This window comes from Candidatus Accumulibacter necessarius (genome assembly GCF_036625085.1).
The window spans coordinates 115,656-134,733 of the sequence record NZ_JAZKUM010000008.1; the positions used below are offsets into that span (position 1 = coordinate 115,656).

General features: G+C 61.2%; 18 protein-coding genes. 11 read left to right on the forward strand and 7 right to left on the reverse strand.

What is annotated here, in order from left to right; all coding sequences use genetic code 11:
- The first annotated feature begins 10 nt into the window (after positions 1 to 10).
- From ftsY to ftsX, 3 genes are read left to right on the forward strand one after another with little or no spacing between them, the layout of a single operon-like run.
- Positions 11 to 1,003: a signal recognition particle-docking protein FtsY gene (gene ftsY / locus V5B44_RS20350; protein ID WP_332360879.1), complete on the forward strand. Its 993-nt coding sequence runs from the start codon at positions 11 to 13 to the stop codon at positions 1,001 to 1,003.
- Entirely contained in the window at positions 1,000 to 1,689 is a 690-nt protein-coding gene (locus V5B44_RS20355) for a cell division ATP-binding protein FtsE (protein ID WP_332360880.1), read from the forward strand. The genes ftsY and V5B44_RS20355 overlap by 4 nt, the downstream gene beginning before the upstream one ends.
- On the forward strand, positions 1,686 to 2,585 hold the full coding sequence (gene ftsX, locus V5B44_RS20360; RefSeq protein ID WP_332360881.1) for a permease-like cell division protein FtsX: 900 nt from the start codon (positions 1,686 to 1,688) through the stop codon (positions 2,583 to 2,585). Before V5B44_RS20355 ends, ftsX begins: the two co-directional genes overlap by 4 nt.
- Before the next feature lie 90 nt (positions 2,586 to 2,675).
- Here ftsX and V5B44_RS20365 read toward each other — a convergent pair whose 3' ends face one another.
- On the reverse strand, positions 2,676 to 3,050 hold the full coding sequence (locus tag V5B44_RS20365) for a diacylglycerol kinase (protein ID WP_332360882.1): 375 nt from the start codon (positions 3,048 to 3,050) through the stop codon (positions 2,676 to 2,678).
- 150 nt (positions 3,051 to 3,200) lie between these two features.
- Between V5B44_RS20365 and rpiA the strand changes: the two genes are divergently transcribed.
- Complete coding sequence (gene rpiA / locus V5B44_RS20370; protein ID WP_332360883.1) at positions 3,201 to 3,863, forward strand: ribose-5-phosphate isomerase RpiA; 663 nt, start codon at positions 3,201 to 3,203, stop codon at positions 3,861 to 3,863.
- Positions 3,864 to 3,891: 28 nt separating this feature from the next.
- Here the strand turns inward: rpiA and V5B44_RS20375 are convergent, their stop codons facing one another.
- The 4 genes from V5B44_RS20375 to V5B44_RS20390 form a co-directional block, all read right to left on the reverse strand.
- On the reverse strand, positions 3,892 to 4,164 hold the full coding sequence (locus V5B44_RS20375) for an oxidative damage protection protein (RefSeq protein WP_332360884.1): 273 nt from the start codon (positions 4,162 to 4,164) through the stop codon (positions 3,892 to 3,894).
- Positions 4,165 to 4,260: 96 nt separating this feature from the next.
- Positions 4,261 to 5,580, reverse strand: coding sequence for an amino-acid N-acetyltransferase (gene argA / locus V5B44_RS20380; protein ID WP_332360885.1), 1,320 nt, complete (start codon positions 5,578 to 5,580; stop codon positions 4,261 to 4,263).
- Position 5,581: 1 nt separating this feature from the next.
- Entirely contained in the window at positions 5,582 to 7,282 is a 1,701-nt protein-coding gene (pap, locus tag V5B44_RS20385; protein ID WP_332360886.1) for a polyphosphate:AMP phosphotransferase, read from the reverse strand.
- Complete coding sequence (locus tag V5B44_RS20390; protein ID WP_332360887.1) at positions 7,275 to 8,036, reverse strand: 16S rRNA (uracil(1498)-N(3))-methyltransferase; 762 nt, start codon at positions 8,034 to 8,036, stop codon at positions 7,275 to 7,277. Before V5B44_RS20390 ends, pap begins: the two co-directional genes overlap by 8 nt.
- A 56-nt stretch (positions 8,037 to 8,092) precedes the next feature.
- Between V5B44_RS20390 and V5B44_RS20395 the strand changes: the two genes are divergently transcribed.
- Together V5B44_RS20395 and V5B44_RS20400 are read left to right on the forward strand one after the other, a co-directional pair.
- Positions 8,093 to 8,644, forward strand: coding sequence for a thioredoxin family protein (locus V5B44_RS20395; protein ID WP_332360888.1), 552 nt, complete (start codon positions 8,093 to 8,095; stop codon positions 8,642 to 8,644).
- Positions 8,645 to 8,707: 63 nt separating this feature from the next.
- Entirely contained in the window at positions 8,708 to 9,502 is a 795-nt protein-coding gene (locus V5B44_RS20400; RefSeq protein WP_332361013.1) for an inositol monophosphatase family protein, read from the forward strand.
- Here V5B44_RS20400 and V5B44_RS20405 read toward each other — a convergent pair.
- On the reverse strand, positions 9,491 to 10,636 hold the full coding sequence (locus V5B44_RS20405; RefSeq protein WP_332360889.1) for a PLP-dependent cysteine synthase family protein: 1,146 nt from the start codon (positions 10,634 to 10,636) through the stop codon (positions 9,491 to 9,493). The two genes, V5B44_RS20400 and V5B44_RS20405, sit on opposite strands and share 12 nt — an antisense overlap.
- Positions 10,637 to 10,772: 136 nt before the next feature.
- On the opposite strand from V5B44_RS20405, the gene apbC reads away from it, so the two are divergent.
- From apbC to V5B44_RS20420, 3 genes are all read left to right on the forward strand, one after another.
- The gene (gene apbC / locus V5B44_RS20410; RefSeq protein ID WP_332360890.1) at positions 10,773 to 11,864 is read left to right on the forward strand and encodes an iron-sulfur cluster carrier protein ApbC; all 1,092 of its coding nucleotides are present in this window, start codon (positions 10,773 to 10,775) and stop codon (positions 11,862 to 11,864) included.
- Positions 11,865 to 11,977: 113 nt separating this feature from the next.
- Complete coding sequence (gene dcd, locus V5B44_RS20415) at positions 11,978 to 12,544, forward strand: dCTP deaminase (protein WP_332360891.1); 567 nt, start codon at positions 11,978 to 11,980, stop codon at positions 12,542 to 12,544.
- A 102-nt stretch (positions 12,545 to 12,646) separates the two neighbouring features.
- Positions 12,647 to 14,884: an arginine/lysine/ornithine decarboxylase gene (locus V5B44_RS20420; protein WP_332360892.1), complete on the forward strand. Its 2,238-nt coding sequence runs from the start codon at positions 12,647 to 12,649 to the stop codon at positions 14,882 to 14,884.
- Between the two features lie 91 nt (positions 14,885 to 14,975).
- Here V5B44_RS20420 and V5B44_RS20425 read toward each other — a convergent pair whose 3' ends face one another.
- Positions 14,976 to 16,412: a hemolysin family protein gene (locus V5B44_RS20425; protein ID WP_332360893.1), complete on the reverse strand. Its 1,437-nt coding sequence runs from the start codon at positions 16,410 to 16,412 to the stop codon at positions 14,976 to 14,978.
- A gap of 392 nt (positions 16,413 to 16,804) precedes the next feature.
- Between V5B44_RS20425 and hisG the strand changes: the two genes are divergently transcribed.
- Together hisG and hisD are read left to right on the forward strand one after the other, a co-directional pair.
- Positions 16,805 to 17,449 carry an ATP phosphoribosyltransferase gene (hisG, locus tag V5B44_RS20430; RefSeq protein ID WP_332360894.1) on the forward strand — a complete coding sequence of 215 codons (645 nt, stop codon included), beginning with the start codon at positions 16,805 to 16,807 and terminating at the stop codon, positions 17,447 to 17,449.
- On the forward strand, positions 17,446 to 18,759 hold the full coding sequence (gene hisD / locus V5B44_RS20435; RefSeq protein WP_332360895.1) for a histidinol dehydrogenase: 1,314 nt from the start codon (positions 17,446 to 17,448) through the stop codon (positions 18,757 to 18,759). Before hisG ends, hisD begins: the two co-directional genes overlap by 4 nt.
- The last annotated feature ends 319 nt before the right edge of the window (positions 18,760 to 19,078 follow it).

Consider the following 19,078-nt stretch of genomic DNA (forward strand, 5'->3'; position numbering starts at 1 on the left):
CGGAAGCACCATGTTTGGTTTCCTCAAGAAGTCCCCCGGTCAGCAGCCAACGCCTGCCGGTTCATTGATCGTCGACAGCGTTACCCCCATGGCGCCGGCACCTTGGCGGCAACGACTGAAGGCCGGCCTGGCGCGGACGAGGGCACAGTTCGGCGGCAGGCTGAGAACGCTTTTTTCCCGCGGCAAGGTCGACGACGAGCTGCTCGAAGATCTGGAAGCGCTGCTGCTGAGTAGCGATGTCGGCCTCGATGCCACCCAGCACCTGCTCTACCATCTCAAGATGCGCGCCAAACGGGACGGGCTGGATACGCCGGAAGCGATTCAGCGAGCGCTATCGGAAATCTTCTACGAACTCCTGCAGCCACTCGAGGAAGTACTGGATCTCGCCGCTCATCGTCCCTTCATCATCATGCTTGCCGGCGTCAACGGCGCCGGCAAGACAACCTCGATCGGCAAGCTGGCCAAGCACTTTCAGGCGCAGGGCCTGTCGGTCCTGCTGGCCGCTGGCGACACCTTCCGCGCCGCGGCGCGTGAGCAGTTGCAGACCTGGGGCGAGCGCAACAATGTAACGGTCATCTCACAGCAGTCCGGCGACCCGGCGGCGGTGATCTTTGACGCCATTGCTGCAGCCAAAGCGCGCGGCATCGACATCGTCCTGGCCGACACTGCCGGCCGCCTGCCGACGCAGTTGCACCTCATGGACGAAATTGCCAAGGTCCGGCGCGTCATCCAGAAGGCCGATCCGTCCGGCCCGCATGAAACCCTGCTGGTCCTCGACGCCACTTTTGGCCAGAACGCACTGCAACAGGTGATGGCTTTCGACAAGGCGATCCAGGTCTCCGGCCTGGTACTGACCAAGCTCGACGGTTCAGCCAAAGGGGGAGTGGTCGCCGCGATCGCCCGCCAATGCCCTAAGCCCGTTCGCTTCATCGGCGTCGGCGAAGGCATCGACGATCTCCGGCCGTTCAATGCCCGCGATTTTGTAGACGCACTGTTCGAGTGATTGCTGCCAACGAGGTCACCAAGCGCTACCCGGAAGGCCGCGAAGCGCTCCGCAATGTCAGCTTCGCGATCACTGCCGGCGAAATGGTCTTTCTCACCGGCCACTCCGGGGCCGGCAAGTCGACACTGTTCAAACTCCTGACCGCAATCGAGCGCCCGACCTCGGGCAGCATCGTCATCAATGGCCAGAACCTTGCCGCGCTGCGCAGCAACGCGATTCCCTACCTGCGCCGCAAGCTTGGGCTGATCTTTCAGGATCGCAAACTGCTGTTCGATCGCAGCGTCCTTGACAACGTGCTGTTGCCGCTGGCTATCGTCGGCCACCCACCCAGGGAAGCACTTCGCCGGGCACAGGCGGCCCTGGCCAAGGTGGGGCTGCCGAATCGCGAGCGGACGTTGCCGATCGCGCTCTCCGGCGGCGAGCAGCAACGTCTGGCAATTGCCCGCGCGGTCGTCAATCGGCCGGCAATCATCCTCGCTGACGAACCCACCGCCAACCTCGACGCTGTCTCAGCTGCCGAGATCCTCCATATCTTTCGCGCCTTTCAGCAGGTCGGGGTGACCGTTGTCATCGCCACCCATGACCCGCTGTCACTGCCCAGCTACCGGCCACGCATTCTGCGCCTCGATAAAGGCGCCATGAGCGAACCGGCGCATGATCAAGCCGCGGAAGGGGCTGTGCCGTGAGCATATGGCTCGCCCAGCACCTTGCCGCCCTGCGCGATTCTTTGCGCCGCCTGGCGGCAGCGCCGCTCACTTCGCTGCTGTCGTTGCTGGTGATCGGCGTCGCCCTGACTCTGCCGACCAGCGGCTGGCTGGCGCTCGACAACCTGCGCAAGTTGACCGGCGACACACCGGGCGTGCAACAGATCAGTATTTTCCTGACCCTTGATGCCGGCAAGCGAGATTTCGCCGACATCGAGTCCCGGCTGCAGGAGATCCGGGCAGGAAGCTGGCGTTTCGTGCCGCGCGAGGAGGCCCTCAAGCGCCTGCAGGCATCCGAAGGGATGGCCGAGATCGTTGCCAGCCTACCGCGCAACCCTCTGCCAGACGCCTTTGTCATCACCCCGGGGGATGCGCAGCCGGAGCGACTAGAGCGTCTGGCAAAGACCTTCTCGGGCTGGCCGAAGGTGACGCACGTCCAGCTTGACTCGGCATGGGTCAAACGCTTCGACGCCCTGCTTCGCCTTGGCAAGCTCGTCGTCATGCTGCTCGGCATCCTCTTCGCCGGGGCACTGGTGACCCTCACCTTCAACACCATTCGCCTGCAGATCCTCGCCCAGGCGGCCGAGATTGAGGTCGCCAAACTGATCGGCGCCACCGACACCTACATCCAGCGCCCTCTGCACTATTTCGGCATGCTGCAAGGTCTTCTCGGCGGCCTGTGCGCCGCCCTGCTGGTCACTGCCGGCTTTCACCTGCTGACCCCACCGGTGGCCGAACTGACGCGACTATATGGTGCCAACTTCGCCCTGCAAGGACTGTCAGGAAGTGACGTCCTGATCCTGGCGGCGATTGGCAGTGCCCTGGGCTGGTTGGGCGCGAAAATCTCGGTGCTGATTCATCTCCGCCGCATCGGCTGAGAACGCCAAGGTTCGCCACCAGCCAGCAAGGCACCGATGACCTGCCGCGCTGCGCCAATGTCCGGGCACGGTGCCAGCAATCGCCACGTCTCAGCCGAATAGAACACAGGCCCAGACGACGCCTACGTTGAGCAGGGCCAAGAGGACAGCAGCGCTACCGATGTCCTTGGCGCGCTTGGCCAATGGGTGCTGCTCCAGCGATACCCGATCGACGACCGCCTCGATCGCTGAGTTGAGCAGTTCAACGATTAGTACCAGCAGCAGACTGCCAATCATCAGTGCCAGTCCGGCACCATTCGGCGAGAGCAGCAAAGCCAGCGGGACAAGCACTGCGGCGAGCAATAGCTCCTGCCGAAAGGCATCTTCCGCGTTATAGGCCGCGCGCAGTCCGGCCCGCGAATAGTGAAACGCGTTCCATACCCGCCGTAAGCCGGTCTTCCCCTTGAACGGGCTTTCATCAGTCACGAGACTCTCCCTGTCATCGTCCGAGACTGGCCAGTATAAGCGGTTGGTCCGCCACCCGGCCTGCGCTGTCGCGCGTCGTGAGCCCTGGACTGTCATCACTCCCGGCGCTTCGCTACAATGCCGTGATTACCACGAACGACAAGGATTGCCATGACCCAGGACGAACTGAAAAAGGCCGTCGCCCACGCGGCCGTCGCCCACGTCGTAGAGGGAGAAATTGTCGGCGTTGGAACTGGCTCGACCGCCAACTGCTTCATCGATGAACTGGCTCCGATCAGACACCGCATCCGCGGCGCTGTGGCGAGTTCGGAAGCGACACGGAGACGACTGGAGGAGCACGGCATTACGGTCTTCGACCTCAACGACGTGGACCAGATTCCACTCTACGTGGACGGGGCCGACGAGATCAACGTGGCAATGCAGATGATCAAGGGCGGCGGCGGTGCGCTGACGCGAGAAAAAATCGTTGCCGCAGTATCCCGAAAATTTGTCTGCATTGTCGATCGATCAAAACTGGTACCGGTGCTCGGCCGGTTCCCGTTGCCGGTTGAAATCATTCCGATGGCGCTTGGCCATGTTCAGCGCGAACTCGCCCGGCTCGGCGGCAAGCCGCTTCTGCGCAAGGGCTTCGTCACCGACAACGGCAATCTGATCGTCGACCTCCACGGACTCCAGATCGTCGACGCGGTGGCGCTCGAAACACGCATCAACCAGATCGTTGGAATTGTCAGCAACGGCCTTTTCGCTTGCCGGCCGGCTGACGTTTGCCTGCTGGGCACGGCAACCGGGGTGCAAACGCTGACCGCGGTCTAAACCCGCAAGCCCGCGATCAGGCCATCGCTCATCTGGCTGGTGGCACGTAGCCCTGCACCTTGTCGGCACCGCTCCCGAAGAAATGCCTTTCCATCTGCTCGGCCAGGTATTTGCGATGCGCGGCATCGGCCAGATTGAGGCGATTCTCGTTGATGATCATGGTCTGCATGCGAACCCATTGCTGCCATGCTTCCTTGGATACCGCTTCATAAACCCGCTTGCCCAACTCTCCCGGATAAGGAGGAAAGTCGAGACCCTCAGCCTCGCGACCGAGCTTCACACAATTGACCATTCTTGCCATGCAATCAACTCCTCAAAGAATCCATTAGACTTTGCCCAGACGAACTGGCGACGCTTCGCCTTGACCGTCGGCGGCCCGGCACCAACCTGACAGCCCTTACAGCTCCTTGATCAACACGCTGGAACGACGTTGCAGGTTATAGACCAGTCGCTTCTCGGCCGGCAACTCATCAATCTGACGGACGGTGAAACCTCGCTCCTTGAACCACTGCGAAGTCACCGTCGTGAGTACGAACAGGCTCTTGACACTGGCAGCACGAGCTTGTCCCTCGATCCGCTTCATCAGCATTGCGCCGTAGCCCCAGCGACGATAATGCGGATGGACCGCCAGGCAGGCCAGTTCGGCCCGCCCCCCACCGTAAGGGTAAAGGGCGGCACACCCGACAATCACGCCATCGTGTTGAACGATCGAGAAACGTGAAATCTCCCGCTCAAGCAGTTCGCGCGAACGGCGGACCAGCGTGCCGTCCTCCTCAAGCGGCTCGATCAGCGCTACCAGGCCACCGATGTCGTCAGGTCGCGCGTCACGCATTTCCTCCAGCGATTCACGGGTGATGACCGTGCCGACCCCGTCATGGGTAAACAGTTCGCGCAGCAGGGTGCCATCCTCGTCGTAACCAACCAGGTGCACGCGACCGACACCGGCACGACTCGCCCGTACGGCGCAAGGCAGATAGCGCTTGAGGTCGGCCGATAACCAGTCACCGAGACTGATCAGCCGCTCGGCAGCCTCGACGGTCAGTTCGTCGAGCAGGGCGCCGTCAATATCGGTCGCGCCCCGGCTATCGCTCAGGAAAATGAGCTTGTCAGCCAGCAGCGACGTAGCCACCGCCTCGGCCACTTCCTCCATGGCCAGGTTGAAAATCTCGCCCGTGGGACTCGACCCGATGCAAGACAGGAGAACTATATTGCCAAGCCCCAGCTGGGCACGGATGCCCTCAGCGTCGATCTTGCGTACCTGACCCGAATACTGCAGGTCAACCCCATCGACCACACCAACCGGCTTGGCGGTAATGAAGTTGCCACCAACAACACGGATCGTGCTGTTGGCCATCGGCGTATCGGCGAGGCCCTGCGAGAGCAGGGCCTCAATTTCGACGTAGATGCGACCCACCGCGTCGATCACGCAACTGATTGCCTGGGCATCGGTAACGCGGTAGTTGCCGTGGTAGACCGACGGCAGCCCCCGTTCACGCAGCGCACTCTCGATCTGCGGCCGCGCCCCATGCACCAGCACCAGGCGCACGCCGAGGGCGGCCAGCAGGTTGACGTCGTAAGCCAGCGTGCGCGCCAGTTGGCCGGCAATTGCCTTGCCGCCGAAGGCAATCAGAAAAGTCCTTCCGCGAAAGAGATTGACGTAGGGCGCAACCGATCGAAACCAGGCAACGAAAGGGGCAGAACTCAGATCGTCAGCCATTTCAGACCGTGGCGCTGGCCTTCCCGCTTGCCTCCGCGGCTTTGAGCGCTTTCGCCTCCTTCGCCGCTCTCACCTTCTCGGCTCTCAGATCTTTCGCCTTCTGGGTTTTCGACTCTTTGCCGCTATCCGCTTTCGTATCCTGCGTTTCGTCGCCAGCCAAATCCTTTACCGACCCCGCCTTGCCTGCCCTGGGCGCAGCGACCTTGACCTCCTTCATCGGGTCGACTTTCAACTCCCTTTCCAGGCGTTCGCAGATCGTCCGCAGGACCTTGATCCGGGCAAAGTACTTGTCATTCGACTCGACAATCGTCCACGGCGCCGTTCCGGAACTGGTGCGGTCAACCATGTCGCAGACAGCTTGATGATAGGCTTCTGCCTTCTCGCGGTTGCGCCAGTCTTCCTCGGTAATCTTGAACCGCTTGTGCTCAATCTGGGCACGCTCCTCGAAGCGCTTGAGTTGCTCCTCGTCGCTAATCTGCAACCAGAACTTGATGACAATGCCGCCAGCGTGCCAAATGTCGTGTTCGAAGTCGTTGATTTCAGCGTAGGCACGCAACCAGTCCGCCTCGCTGCAGAATCCCTCGACCCGCTCGACGAGTACGCGACCAAACCAGGTGCGGTCGAAAATGACCACTCGCCCGAGCCGCGGCATGTGACGCCAGAATCGCCAGAGGTAAGGTTGTGCACGCTCCTCTTCGGTGGGCGCAGCGATCGGGATGATCTGGTACTGCCGCGCATCCATGGCCGACATTACCCGGCGAATGGCGCCGCCCTTGCCGGCTGCATCCGAACCTTCGAAAGCAAGAATCAAGGCCCGCTTCTTGAACTCCGGGTGGCGCATCAGTTCGGCCAGGCGCCCCTGCCAGGTCGCAAGCTCGGTCTCGTAGACCTTTTTTGTCAGGCTCTGCGTCATGTCGAGCGAACTCAGCACGTCCAGACGGTCGACCCGGGGCGAGAAGGGCGGGGCCACCGGCGAGTTCTGGTCGCGTTTGTCGGCCAAACGCTTCTGGAGCGACTCGAGAATCGTCTTGCCAACGGTCAGAGAGCGATAACGATCGTCGGTTCCTTCGACAATGATCCACGGCGCCCAGGGCGTATTGGTGGTACGCAGCAGGTGGCCAGCAACCTCCTGCATCTTGTCGTAGGTTTTCAGGCGATCCCAACTCGCCTTGGTCACCCGCCACCTGGTTAGCGGATTCGTTTCGATGGTCTTCAGGCGTTCACGCTGAGCATCCTTGGAAAGGTGGATCCAGAACTTGAGTACCAACGCACCCTCGTTGACCAGCATTGCCTCGAAGCGGTTGAGCTGGTCCATCCGCTGGTCGAAATCGGATCGCGACATGCTGTTGTTGATTCGCTCGGCAATCGGCTGCGAATACCATGAGCCGGCGAAAATCCCGGTTCGCCCCTTCGGCGGCAGCGCCCGCCAGTAACGCCACATCGACGGGCGAGCACGCTCCTCCGCTGTGGGCGCGTAAAAAGCATGGGTCGAGAGATAGCGTGGGTCCATCCACTCGTAGAGGACATTGATGGTCTCTCCCTTGCCCGACCCATCGACGCCGCTGATCAATATGATCACCGGAAAGCTTCCGTTCTCGCGCAACCGCTCCTGTGCTTCCAGTAACGCGGCTCGCAACTTCGGCTCCTCGACACGGAAAGTTTCCTTGTCGATCTTGTGTCCCAGCTCTGCCGATTCAAACATCAGTAGTCTCCTCCTTCAAGTCACCCCACAAAAACTGGATTGCCGCCAGGGCGGCCAGGCCAGCCGTCTCCGTACGCAGGATCCGCGGCCCGAGACGCACCGACAGAAAGCCAGCCAATCCTGCCAACCGGGCCTCCTCAGGTGCCAGCCCTCCCTCGGCGCCAACCAGCAGTTCCACCGCCCCCCCCACTGGCGGTCCCTGGACGTTCGCCAGCGAACATCCCGCCGCCGGTGCCAGCATCAGGCGCACCCCACCGGCTGGCGAATTTCGCGCCAGCCAGTGCTCGAGGCGCTCGGGAAGCAGGACTTCCGGCAACCGGTTGCGCCCGCATTGTTCACAGGCTGAGACCACGACGCCCCGCCAGTGCTCCAGTCGGCGCAGGGCACGCTCACCCTCGAGCCGCAGCACACTGCGTCTCGAGATCACCGGAACGATGCGGTCGACCCCGAGTTCAACGGCCTTCTGCACCGTCAAGTCCATCTTCTCGCCAGCCTGCAGCGCCTGCACCAGCGTGATCGAAAGCGGTGGTTCACGCTCCGTGGCAAGCCAGCCCGACACCTCGACACGGACTCGCGTACGCTCGATGCCCGCTATCCGAGCGCGATATTCGCCGCCGGCACCGTTGAAAATCGTCAGGACATCGCCGCCGCGCAAGCGAAGAACATTGATCGCATGATGCGCCACCCGCTCCGGCAAATCGAGATTCTGGCCGACTGCCAGCGGCATCGGGCAATGAAAGCGGGGACAGTTCACCGTGGTATTATAAGAGTTTCCCTGTTCCGTGTTGGTTGTTTGGAGACTGCTGTGTCATGGCACTGAATACCCCGGTTTGTGACTTTGGCTGGCAGGCCGTCGACTTCGAACTGGACGATACCGCTGGTTCTCGGCATACCATCGCCACGCTGCGCGGTCCGAACGGCCTGTTGCTGATGTTCATCTGTAACCATTGTCCCTACGTCAAGGCGATCATCGACCGCATCTGCCTTGACGCACGCGCACTACAGACCCTCGGCGTCGGCGTCGCCGCCATCATGAGCAACGATCCGTCCGAATACCCGGAGGATTCGCCGGAAAACATGGCACGCGTAGCCCGGCAACTCGATTTTCCGTTTCCCTACCTCTACGACCCGACCCAAGGCGTCGCGCGTGCCTATGGCGCCGTTTGCACGCCGGACTTCTTCGGTTTCAACCGAAACCTCGAGCTCCAGTACCGCGGCCGCCTCGATGCCAGCGGTCGCCTGCCGGCACCGCCTGATGCCCGACGGGAGTTGGTCGAAGCGATGCGGATGGTCACTGAAACTGGTCGCGGTCCGCAGGAGCAGATTGCCAGCATCGGTTGCTCGATCAAGTGGCGTCACTGATTCAGCATGCGCGAGGGAGACAGCGCGGTTGCGCCGACACTTGCTGACAGCGAACTCAAGCGCATGCTCGACGCTTGCGTCGCCTTGGTGCGTGAAGTCGCGCAGCGCGAAATCATTCCCCGCTTCCTGCGAGTCAGTCATGGCCAGCGCAAGGACGATGGCTCGCTATGTTCGGAAGCGGACCTCGCTGCGCAACATTTTCTCCTCGGGCGCCTGACCGAGATCCGGCCCTGCCCGATTATCGGCGAAGAGATGACGCCGGCCACCCAGCAGGCCAGTTGGCGAGACGGCAGTAGCGACGACCTCGGGCTATGGTGTATCGACCCGATCGACGGCACGACCAATTTCATCAACGGCCTGCCATGTTTTGCCGTCTCGATCGCCTGGATGCGCGCTCGGCGCGCGCGCCTGGCGGTAACCTATAACCCGATCACCGACGAAATGTTCTATGCGCGGGAAGGGAATGGCGCCTACCTCAATGGCCGCCGACTGCCACTGCGCCAGGTGACCGCCGATATCGGGCGGGCCGTTGGTGGCGTCGACTTCAAGCGGATCCCGAAGGAACTGGCTGACCGGATTGCCGTCAGCCCGCCTTTCTATTCGCAGCGCAATTTCGGCAGCTCGACGCTTGACTGGTGCAATCTGGCTGCCGGCCGGCTCGATCTTTACCTGCACGGCGGCCAGATGCTTTGGGATTACGCCGCCGGCAGCCTGATCCTGCGCGAGGCAGGTGGTCAGATGTGCACGCTGTTGCATGACGACTACGACGCTGACGACGTCTGGCGACGCCCAGTCATCGCGGCGCTGCATCCGACCGTCTTCGCAGCCTGGCGCGACTGGGTCCGCTCAGGTCGGTAGGAGCACTAGGTCGCCGGCAATCTGCCATCTGGCAGGCAGTTCCCGGGGAAGCTGCCCGGAGTCGAGTGATGCCGCCAGCGCGGCACGCTCGGCGCGACAGTTCAGGCCGTTCTGCCGCAACCACTCGTCGCTGTAATAGGTATGGCCGTAGCGTTGACCGGAATCACAGAGCAGGGTGACGACCGAACCCTGTTCACCGCGTTCCCGCATCTGCGCGATGCACGCCAGAGCGGCGATCAGGTTGGTACCGGTCGACGGGCCGACAGTGTGTCCCAGACGCGCCGACAATTCCTGCATCGCGGCCAACGACCAGACGTCCGGCACCTTTACCATGGCGTCGATCACCTCGGGCAGAAAGGACGCTTCAACACGTGGCCGGCCGATTCCTTCGATTCGCGAATATTCATGCAGGCAGAGATCCGGCTGGCGGCTGAGGTAATGGTCAAAGAACACCGACCGTTCGGGGTCGGCAGCACAGATGCGCGTTGGTCGCGCACAGTAACGTACGTAGCGGCCGAGTGTCGCGACGGTGCCACCAGTGCCGGCACTCGAAACGAGCCAGTTCGGAACAGGATGCTTTTCCAGCCGCATCTGCTGGAAAATCGATTCGGCGATGTTGTTATTGGAACGCCAGTCGGTCGCCCGCTCCGCGTAGGTGAATTGGTCCATGTAATGGCCACCGAGTTGGTCTGCCAGGCGCTGCGATTCGCTGTAGATGGTCATCGGATCGTCAATCAGATGACAACGCCCGCCCTGAAACTCGATCGCCGCGATCTTCTCGGTCGAGGTCGACGACGGCATCACGGCGAGAAAGGGCAAGCCGAGGAGGCGGGCAAAGTAGGCCTCCGAGATCGCCGTCGAGCCACTCGATGCTTCGACCACCGTGCTGCCTTCGCGTAACCAGCCGTTGCACAGGGCGTAGAGAAACAATGAGCGCGCCAAGCGGTGTTTGAGACTGCCGGTGGGATGGCTAGATTCGTCCTTCAGATACAGGTCAATGCCCGGAAAGCCGCACAGTGGCAGGGGAATCAGGTGGGTATCACTGGAGCGCTGGAAATCCGCTTCGATGCGGCGAATGGCAGCCGGCACCCAGATTCTTTCGCTGCGTCTCGCAGCTACACTGTTCGTTTGCATGCGCAGAGCTTAGCAGCTGATGGGCGCCACTCAAAGCCGCGGGAAGCACATCCCGGCCGGTAGCACGTGTACTCTGCCGATATTTGCGGTAAACTGTACTAAAATACTCGGGTATCCATCACAGGAGCTTTGAAAAATGGCTGTAACGAATGAAGCCGTACAGGCGGCGCTCAAGGACTTGATCGATCCCAATACTCACAAGGACTACTTGTCCACCCGCTCGGCAAGGAACATCAAGGTCGATGGCGCCGATGTCTCGCTCGATATTGAACTGGGTTATCCGGCGAAAACCCAGCTTGACGAGGTGCGTCGCGCCGTCATCACCAGGCTGAGGACCATTCCCGAGATTGGCGATGTCAGCGTCAATGTCAGCGTCAAGATCGTCGCCCACACCGTGCAGCGCGGCTTGAAGCCGCTGCCCGGCGTCAAGAACATCATCGCCGTCGCCTCCGGCAAGGGTGGCGTCGGCAAGAGCACAACGGCGGTGAATCTGGCGCTGGCGCTGTCCCAGGAAGGCGCGACGGTAGGCCTGCTCGACGCCGATATCTACGGCCCGTCGCAGCCGCAGATGCTTGGCCTGGTCGGCCAGAAGCCCGAGTCGAAGGACGGCGTGTCGATGGATCCGCTGCTGGCCTACGGCCTGCAGGCGATGTCGATCGGCTTCATGATTGACATCGATTCCCCAATGGTCTGGCGCGGCCCGATGGTGACGCAGGCGCTCGAGCAACTGCTCAAGCAGACCAACTGGCAGGACGTCGACTATCTGGTGGTCGACATGCCTCCGGGAACCGGCGACACACAGTTGACGCTGGCGCAAAAGGTACCGGTGACCGGCGCCGTGATCGTCACCACCCCGCAGGACATCGCGCTGATCGACGCACGCAAGGGTCTGAAGATGTTCGAGAAGGTCGGCATCCCGATTCTCGGGTTGGTGGAGAACATGAGTATCCACATCTGCTCGAAGTGTGGACACGAGGAACACATTTTTGGCCAGGGCGGCGGCGAGCAGATGTGCAAGGACTACGACACCGAGTTTCTCGGTGCCCTGCCACTGGAGCTATCGATTCGCGAGTTGACCGACTCCGGCAAGCCAACGGTCGTCGGCGCACCGGATTCCCGTGCCGCGGACATCTACCGAACGATCGCGCGTCGCCTAGCGGTGAAGATTGCCGAGCGCGCGAGGGACATGAGCGCCAAGTTTCCCAGTATCGTCGTCCAGAATACCTGAAAGGGCGGCCTGGCCATGGCCTCCGGAGCACACAGCTCCGGATAAGTTTATTCCCGTGCCCGGACACCGTAGAATGGAGACTTTCCGTACTAAGGATGTTCGGGTGACCAGCAATGTCAATCAAATCGGATAGGTGGATCCGCCGCATGGCGGAGCAGCACGGCATGATCGACCCTTTCGAACCGAATCAGGTACGCGAGATCGATGGTCGCCGGATCGTCTCCTACGGCACCTCGAGCTACGGCTACGACATCCGCTGCTCAAACGAATTCAAGCTGTTCACGAATCTCAACTCGACCATCGTTGACCCCAAGAACTTTGATCCGAATTCCTTCGTCGAGGTGAAGAACGACTTCTGCATCATCCCGCCGAACTCCTTCGCCCTCGCCCGTACCGTCGAGTACTTCCGCATTCCGCGCAGCGTCCTGACCGTCTGCCTCGGCAAGAGCACCTATGCGCGTTGCGGCATCATCGTCAACGTGACGCCCTTTGAACCCGAGTGGGAGGGCCACGTAACGCTCGAGTTTTCCAACACGACGCCCTTGCCGGCAAAGATTTACGCCAACGAGGGCATCGCGCAGGTACTGTTCTTCGAATCCGATGAGGAATGTGAAACGTCTTACAAGGACCGCGGCGGCAAGTACCAGGGTCAGAAGGGCGTCACCTTACCGAAAATGTGACCCGCTTTCGCCGCCAGGCGCAGCAAGCGGCAAAGATGCAGATGACCTCTGCCGTCGCCGCGCTGCCGTCCTTTCATTCCTGATTTGGTAATGGATCCTCGCATGAATTTCAATTTCCCGGTAATCGTCATCGACAAGGACTACCGCTCGGAAAACACCGGCGGATTGGGTATCCGGGCTCTGGCCAAGGCGATCGAAAAGAAGGGCTTCGAAGTCTTCGGAGTCACCAGCTATGGCGACCTGACTTCGTTTGCCCAGCAGCAGAGTCGCGCTTCGGCCTTCATCCTCTCGATCAATGACGAAGACTTCAGGCACGGCAAGTCCGACCAGACCATCGCCAGCCTGCGCGCGTTCGTCAAGGAAATCCGCTGCCGCAACGAGGACATCCCGATCTTCCTCTACGGCGAGACACGCACCTCGCGCCATATTCCGAACGACGTACTGCGCGAGTTGCATGGCTTCATCCACATGTTCGAGGACACGGCCGAATTCATCAGCCGCTACGTCATCCGCGAGGCCAAGGCCTACCTGGAAAGCCTGGCACCGCCCTTCTTCCGCGCCCTCACCCACTATGCCGAGGATGGTTCGTATTCCTGGCACTGCCCCGGTCACTCGGGTGGGGTGGCCTTCCTGAAGAGCCCGGTTGGCCGGATGTTCCACCAGTTCTTCGGCGAGAACATGCTGCGCGCCGATGTCTGCAATGCGGTCGAGGAACTCGGCCAGTTGCTTGACCACACCGGCCCGGTTGCCGCCTCGGAGCGCAACGCGGCACGCATCTTCAATGCCGATCATCTGTTCTTCGTTACCAACGGCACGTCGACGTCGAACAAGATCGTCTGGCACTCGACCGTCGCGCCGGGCGATATCGTCGTTGTCGATCGCAACTGCCACAAGTCGGTTCTCCATTCGATCATCATGACTGGCGCCATCCCGGTCTTCCTGATGCCGACCAGAAACCACTACGGCATCATCGGACCGATCCCGAAAGAGGAGTTCCGCTGGGAAAACATCCAGAAGAAAATCGAGGCACATCCTTTTGCGCGTGCGGTCAAGGCCAAACCGCGCGTCCTGACCATCACGCAGAGCACCTACGACGGTATCCTCTACAACGTTGAGGAAATCAAGGAAATGCTTGACGGCGTGATCGACACCCTGCATTTTGACGAAGCCTGGCTGCCGCACGCAGCGTTCCATGACTTCTATGGCGATTATCATGCCATCGGGGCGGACCGTCCGCGCTGCAAGGACGCCATGATCTTCTCGACGCAGTCGACGCACAAACTGCTGGCCGGTCTTTCGCAGGCGTCACAGATTCTGGTACAGGAGTCTGAAGGGCGAAAACTCGACCGTGACGTCTTCAACGAGGCTTACCTGATGCACACCTCGACCTCACCACAGTACGCAATCATCGCCTCCTGCGACGTCGCGGCAGCCATGATGGAGGCGCCCGAAGGGACGGCTCTGGTCGAGGAATCGATTGCCGAAGCGCTGAACTTCCGCAGCACGATGCGCAAGGTCGAGAAGGAATGGGGCGCCGACTGGTGGTTCAAGGTCTGGGGTCCGGACGACCTTGCCGGCGAGGGACTGGCCGAACGTTCGGCGTGGATCCTCAAGCCTGGCGAACGCTGGCACGGCTTCGGCATGCTGGCCGAAGGCTTCAACATGCTCGACCCGATCAAGGCGACGATAATCACGCCGGGTCTCGACGTTGACGGAAACTTTGCCGAGTGGGGAATTCCGGCGGCGATCGTCACCAAGTACCTGGCGGAACACGGGATCATTGTAGAGAAGTGTGGTCTGTATTCCTTCTTCATCATGTTCACGATCGGCATCACCAAGGGTCGCTGGAACACGATGGTCACTGAACTGCAGCAGTTCAAGGATGGTTACGACCAGAACCTGCCGCTATGGAAGGTGATGCCGGTGTTCCTGGCAAAGAACCCACGTTACGAGCACTACGGGCTGAAGGACATCTGCAACCAGATCCACGGCATCTACGCCGGCAACGACGTGGCGCATCTGACGACCCGGATGTACCTCTCGGACATGGAGCCGGCCATGAAGCCAACCGACGCTTTTGCCTGCATGGCGCACCGCGAGATCGACCGCGTCCCGATCGATGACTTGGAGGGGCGGATCACCAGCACGCTGCTCACGCCCTACCCACCGGGAATTCCGCTGCTGATCCCGGGCGAGCGCTTCAACGCGACGATCGTTCGCTATCTCCGGTTCGCACGTGACTTCAACGAACGCTTCCCGGGCTTCGAAACGGACGTCCACGGCCTGGTGAAGGCAATCGTAGGCGGCAAAGCGGTCTACTCGGTGGACTGCGTTCGCTGAGCAGTCGGGTCGGGATTCGCCTCGACCGGCACGCTGCAAACCTGTACCAGCACAACCTCAAGTCGGTTCGGCGTCAGTTTTCTCGGCACGCCTACTGCGGCGCTTCGGTAGGTGCGGTATGGGTATCCGCTGCGGACGAGTTTTCGACCAGGCGAACGACTCCGTCCTCGCCAACGGCGGTATCTTCGAACCTCAACAAGGTGATCCGGTGGTTGTCCATCTCCACCACCGTCAGTCGACCGCCTTCGAGTTCAACGGAATCGCCCACGTTCGGCACGCTGCCGAGCCTCTTGTAGAACAGACCCGCGAGGGTGACGTAGTCGTCATCGCGCGGGAAAGGAAAGTCGAGCAGCACGTCGAGATCGGAAACCCGCATCGATGCGTCGATTTCATACTGACTGCCGACCAGCTTCTTGACTCGTCTCGCCTGGCGGGTGAACTCGTCCTCGTAGTCGCCGACGATTTCTTCCAGGATATCTTCGAGCGTGATGATGCCTTCCGTTCCGCCATATTCGTCGATCACAACCGCCATCTGCTGCCGGGTACGCTTGAATTCTTTGAGCAGATCGCTCAGTGACTTGCTGTTGGGAACGATGTACGGTGCCTGTACAAACTCGCTGACCGGCCGCTGGCTGACCTCTTCCAGCGTCTGGCCGGTGCTTTCGGCCATCACCGTCAGCAACTCCTTGATCGCCACCACGCCGGTGATCCGGTCGAGGCTCTTGTCATAGACCGGAAAACGCGCATGCGGCACGTCGCGGAATACCCGCAGGGCATCGGCGAGCGTGTCTTCATTCGACAAGGCCCGGATCCGTGTACGCGGGACCATCGCCTCGCGCACCGAGTGCTCGTCGAGTTTGAAGACGCCGCGGATCATCTCGGTTTCCTCCTTGTCGAGCGTACCGTCCTTCTCGCTCGCCGAGAGGATCATCCGGATTTCCTCGACCGACATCGTGAAGTGGCTCTCCCCGTGGCCCTCGAGATTCCTCTGTCCGAAAAGCCGCAGGAGCGCATTCGACGAAAGCTTCATGACGTAAATCAGCGGCTTGAACGTAAGGTACAGGAGGTTGATCACCCCGCCGACCGCCATGCTCAACTGCTCGGCCTTGTGGAAGGCGAGAACCTTGGGCGCCAGCTCGCCGGCAACCACATGCAGAAACGAGATGACGATAAAGGCGAAGACATAGGACATGGTATGCGCCGCCTTGACCAGTGCTTCGCTGTCACCGAACAGGGCAAAAGTGGAAACAAAGGTCGAATCGGTCAGGGTACTGATCGTCTCCATGCCGACAGCACCCAGGCCAAGCGAGACCAGGGTGATTCCGACCTGGGTCACCGAGTAGAAGCGCTCGGGCTCGTTGTGCAGCATCTCGACCCTGGCCGCCCGCTTGTCGCCTTCTTCGGCCAACTGCCTGATGCGGCTGCGGCGTGCCGAGGAAATGGCGATCTCCGAGCCGACAAAAAAAGCGTTACCGGCAACAAAGGCCAGAATCAGCACGAGGTTGAGATAAAGAGTCATTTGTTCCATGTAAGTCTCCTTCGGTATCTGCCGTAGCTGAAAACCCGATTGACCCCTTGGTGACACCGAGAGGAACGATCAGATGCAACGCCAACGTTGCGCGGGACAGCATAACTCTTGCTTTTCTGTAAGGTTTTTCCCTCGCTGCGCTTCGGCGCCCGAATAATACGCCATTTATGCCGAAACTTTAGCCTTTCGTAGCCCTGCAGGTTGCCAGCGGCAGGCAAAGACCACCGTGTTGCCTGCCGCCTCACAGCGTGAGCGAGCCATCACGGCCGCTCTAGATCGCTGCCGCACGGCTACTAGCCGTACCCCCCTCAACCTCGGCACGCGCTGCGCTTCAGCTGCCCCAGGCGCTTCATTGCGGTAGAATGCCGGCTTTGTCCCGCAGGGAAAAAGCCGTGAACGGCATCACCATCGCTCTGTCCAAGGGCCGGATTTTTGACGAGACCCTGCCGCTGCTGGCAGCAGCCGGGATCGAGCCGCTCGAGGATCCCGAGACCTCGCGCCGGTTGATCATCCCGACCAGCCGGGAACACGTGCGAGTGGTCATCGTTCGCGCCACTGACACGCCGACCTATGTGCAATACGGTGCCGCCGATCTCGGCGTCGCGGGCAGGGACATTCTGCTGGAGCACGGTAGCGACGGCCTCTACCAGCCCATCGACCTGCAGATCGCCAAATGCCGGATGATGGTCGCCGTCCCTGCCGGTTTTGACTACGCGCACGCCGTGCGCCAAGGAGCGCGCCTCAAGGTGGCGAGCAAGTACGTCAATATCGCCCGCGAACACTTCGCCGCCAAGGGCGTGCATGTCGACCTGATCAGGCTCTACGGCTCGATGGAACTGGCGCCACTGGCCGGTCTCGCCGATGCCATCGTCGACCTGGTGTCCACCGGCAGTACGTTGAAAGCCAACAATCTGCTCGCCGTCGAGCACATCATGGACATCTCGTCACGACTGATCGTCAATCAGGCGGCACTCAAGCTGAAGCGCGAGATGCTGGCACCGATTCTCGAAGCCATCGCCGGAGTCGTTGGGAAATGATCGGGATCAAGCGCCTTTCCAGCACCGACAGCGACTTCCGGCAGCAGCTCGATGCCCTGCTGGCTTTCGAGGCGGCGCAGGACCAGTCCGTCGAAGGCACGGTCACCGGCATTCTTGCGGGGGTCAAGGCTCGTGGTGATGCGGCCGTGATCGAGTACACCCGCCGCTTCGATGGCCTGAGCGTCAGTTCGATGGCCGAACTCGAACTATCGCGGAGCGCGTTACAGCAGGCGCTTGCCGACCTGCCGTCAGCGCAGCGACAGGCGCTCGAAGCGGCCGCCGGACGCGTCCGCAGCTATCACCAGCGACAGACCCTGCAAAGCTGGCAGTATGAAGACGAGGGCGAAGAGACGCGCGGCACCATGCTCGGGCAAAAGGTAACGCCGCTTGATCGCGTTGGCCTCTACGTCCCCGGCGGCAAGGCGTCGTATCCCTCATCCGTGCTGATGAACGCCATTCCGGCTCGCGTTGCCGGAGTCCGAGAATTGATCATGGTGGTGCCAACGCCGGCTGGGGAGCACAACCCGCTGGTACTCGCGGCGGCCGCTTTGGTCGGCGTCGATCGCGTGTTCACCATCGGCGGCGCGCAGGCGGTTGCCGCGCTGGCTTATGGTACAGAGTCCGTGCCGCAGGTGGACAAGATCGTCGGTCCCGGCAATGCCTACGTCGCTGCAGCCAAGCGTCGTGTCTTCGGCATCGTTGGCATCGACATGGTCGCCGGTCCATCGGAGATCCTCGTTATTTGTGATGGACAGACCGACCCCGACTGGGTGGCGATGGATCTGTTCTCGCAAGCGGAGCACGACGAATTGGCACAGTCGATATTGATCTGTCCGCATGCCGCTTTTATCGACCGCGTTATCGTGTCGCTCGAGAAACTTCTGCCAACAATGCCGCGCCAGCTGGTGATTCGTTCCGCACTGGAGAATCGCGGTGCTCTGATCCAGGTGCGCGATCTGGACGAGGCTTGCCAGATCGCCAACCGCATTGCCCCTGAACACCTGGAGCTGTCGCTCGCCGATGCCGAAGTCTGGGTGGAGAAAATTCGGCACGCCGGCGCGATCTTCATCGGCCGCTATACTTCGGAGTCGCTCGGTGACTACTGCGCGGGCCCCAATCACGTCCTGCCGACATCTGGCAGTGCCCGCTTCTCGTCGCCGCTAGGGGTGTACGACTTCCAGAAACGGACCAGCCTGATTCGCGTTTCCCAGGCCGGGTCGAAAACCCTCGGCCGCATCGCGGCAACCCTGGCGTATGGTGAGGGCTTGCCAGCACACGCGAGGTCGGCCGAGTATCGCGTCGAGAGTTGACGGGGACGTCAGCGCCATGGGCGGCAATGTGGTTTGTTCCGCTTAGGCCAAGCCATCCCGTCCCGAATCCCTTGCTGTGGACGGAAAGACTGCCGGCAGTCACTGCAGACCTGTATCTCACAATGATCCTAGAAACCGCAGTGGCCAGCGTCGGCCGGGTAAGGCTCGGACGCAACTTCAACGCCCATGCGGCCGAAACGGCGGAGCGAATTAACAACCGCTTCCATCTTTGCGCCAATCTCCATCGCTTCAATCCTATTCTTCGGTGGAAGTACACGCACCGTTCAGGCACATGCCACGTTGCACAAAGCGCTTTCTG

Coding starts and splice junctions, on each gene's coding strand:
- ftsY (WP_332360879.1), top strand. CDS start 11: ATGTTTGGTTTCCTCAAGAAGTCCCCCGGTCAGCAGCCAACGCCTGCC.
- rpiA (WP_332360883.1), top strand. CDS start 3,201: ATGACCCAGGACGAACTGAAAAAGGCCGTCGCCCACGCGGCCGTCGCC.
- V5B44_RS20375 (WP_332360884.1), bottom strand. CDS start 4,164: ATGGCAAGAATGGTCAATTGTGTGAAGCTCGGTCGCGAGGCTGAGGGT.
- argA (WP_332360885.1), bottom strand. CDS start 5,580: ATGGCTGACGATCTGAGTTCTGCCCCTTTCGTTGCCTGGTTTCGATCG.
- pap (WP_332360886.1), bottom strand. CDS start 7,282: ATGTTTGAATCGGCAGAGCTGGGACACAAGATCGACAAGGAAACTTTC.
- V5B44_RS20395 (WP_332360888.1), top strand. CDS start 8,093: ATGGCACTGAATACCCCGGTTTGTGACTTTGGCTGGCAGGCCGTCGAC.
- V5B44_RS20400 (WP_332361013.1), top strand. CDS start 8,708: ATGCTCGACGCTTGCGTCGCCTTGGTGCGTGAAGTCGCGCAGCGCGAA.
- V5B44_RS20405 (WP_332360889.1), bottom strand. CDS start 10,636: ATGCAAACGAACAGTGTAGCTGCGAGACGCAGCGAAAGAATCTGGGTG.
- apbC (WP_332360890.1), top strand. CDS start 10,773: ATGGCTGTAACGAATGAAGCCGTACAGGCGGCGCTCAAGGACTTGATC.
- dcd (WP_332360891.1), top strand. CDS start 11,978: ATGTCAATCAAATCGGATAGGTGGATCCGCCGCATGGCGGAGCAGCAC.
- V5B44_RS20420 (WP_332360892.1), top strand. CDS start 12,647: ATGAATTTCAATTTCCCGGTAATCGTCATCGACAAGGACTACCGCTCG.
- V5B44_RS20425 (WP_332360893.1), bottom strand. CDS start 16,412: ATGGAACAAATGACTCTTTATCTCAACCTCGTGCTGATTCTGGCCTTT.
- hisD (WP_332360895.1), top strand. CDS start 17,446: ATGATCGGGATCAAGCGCCTTTCCAGCACCGACAGCGACTTCCGGCAG.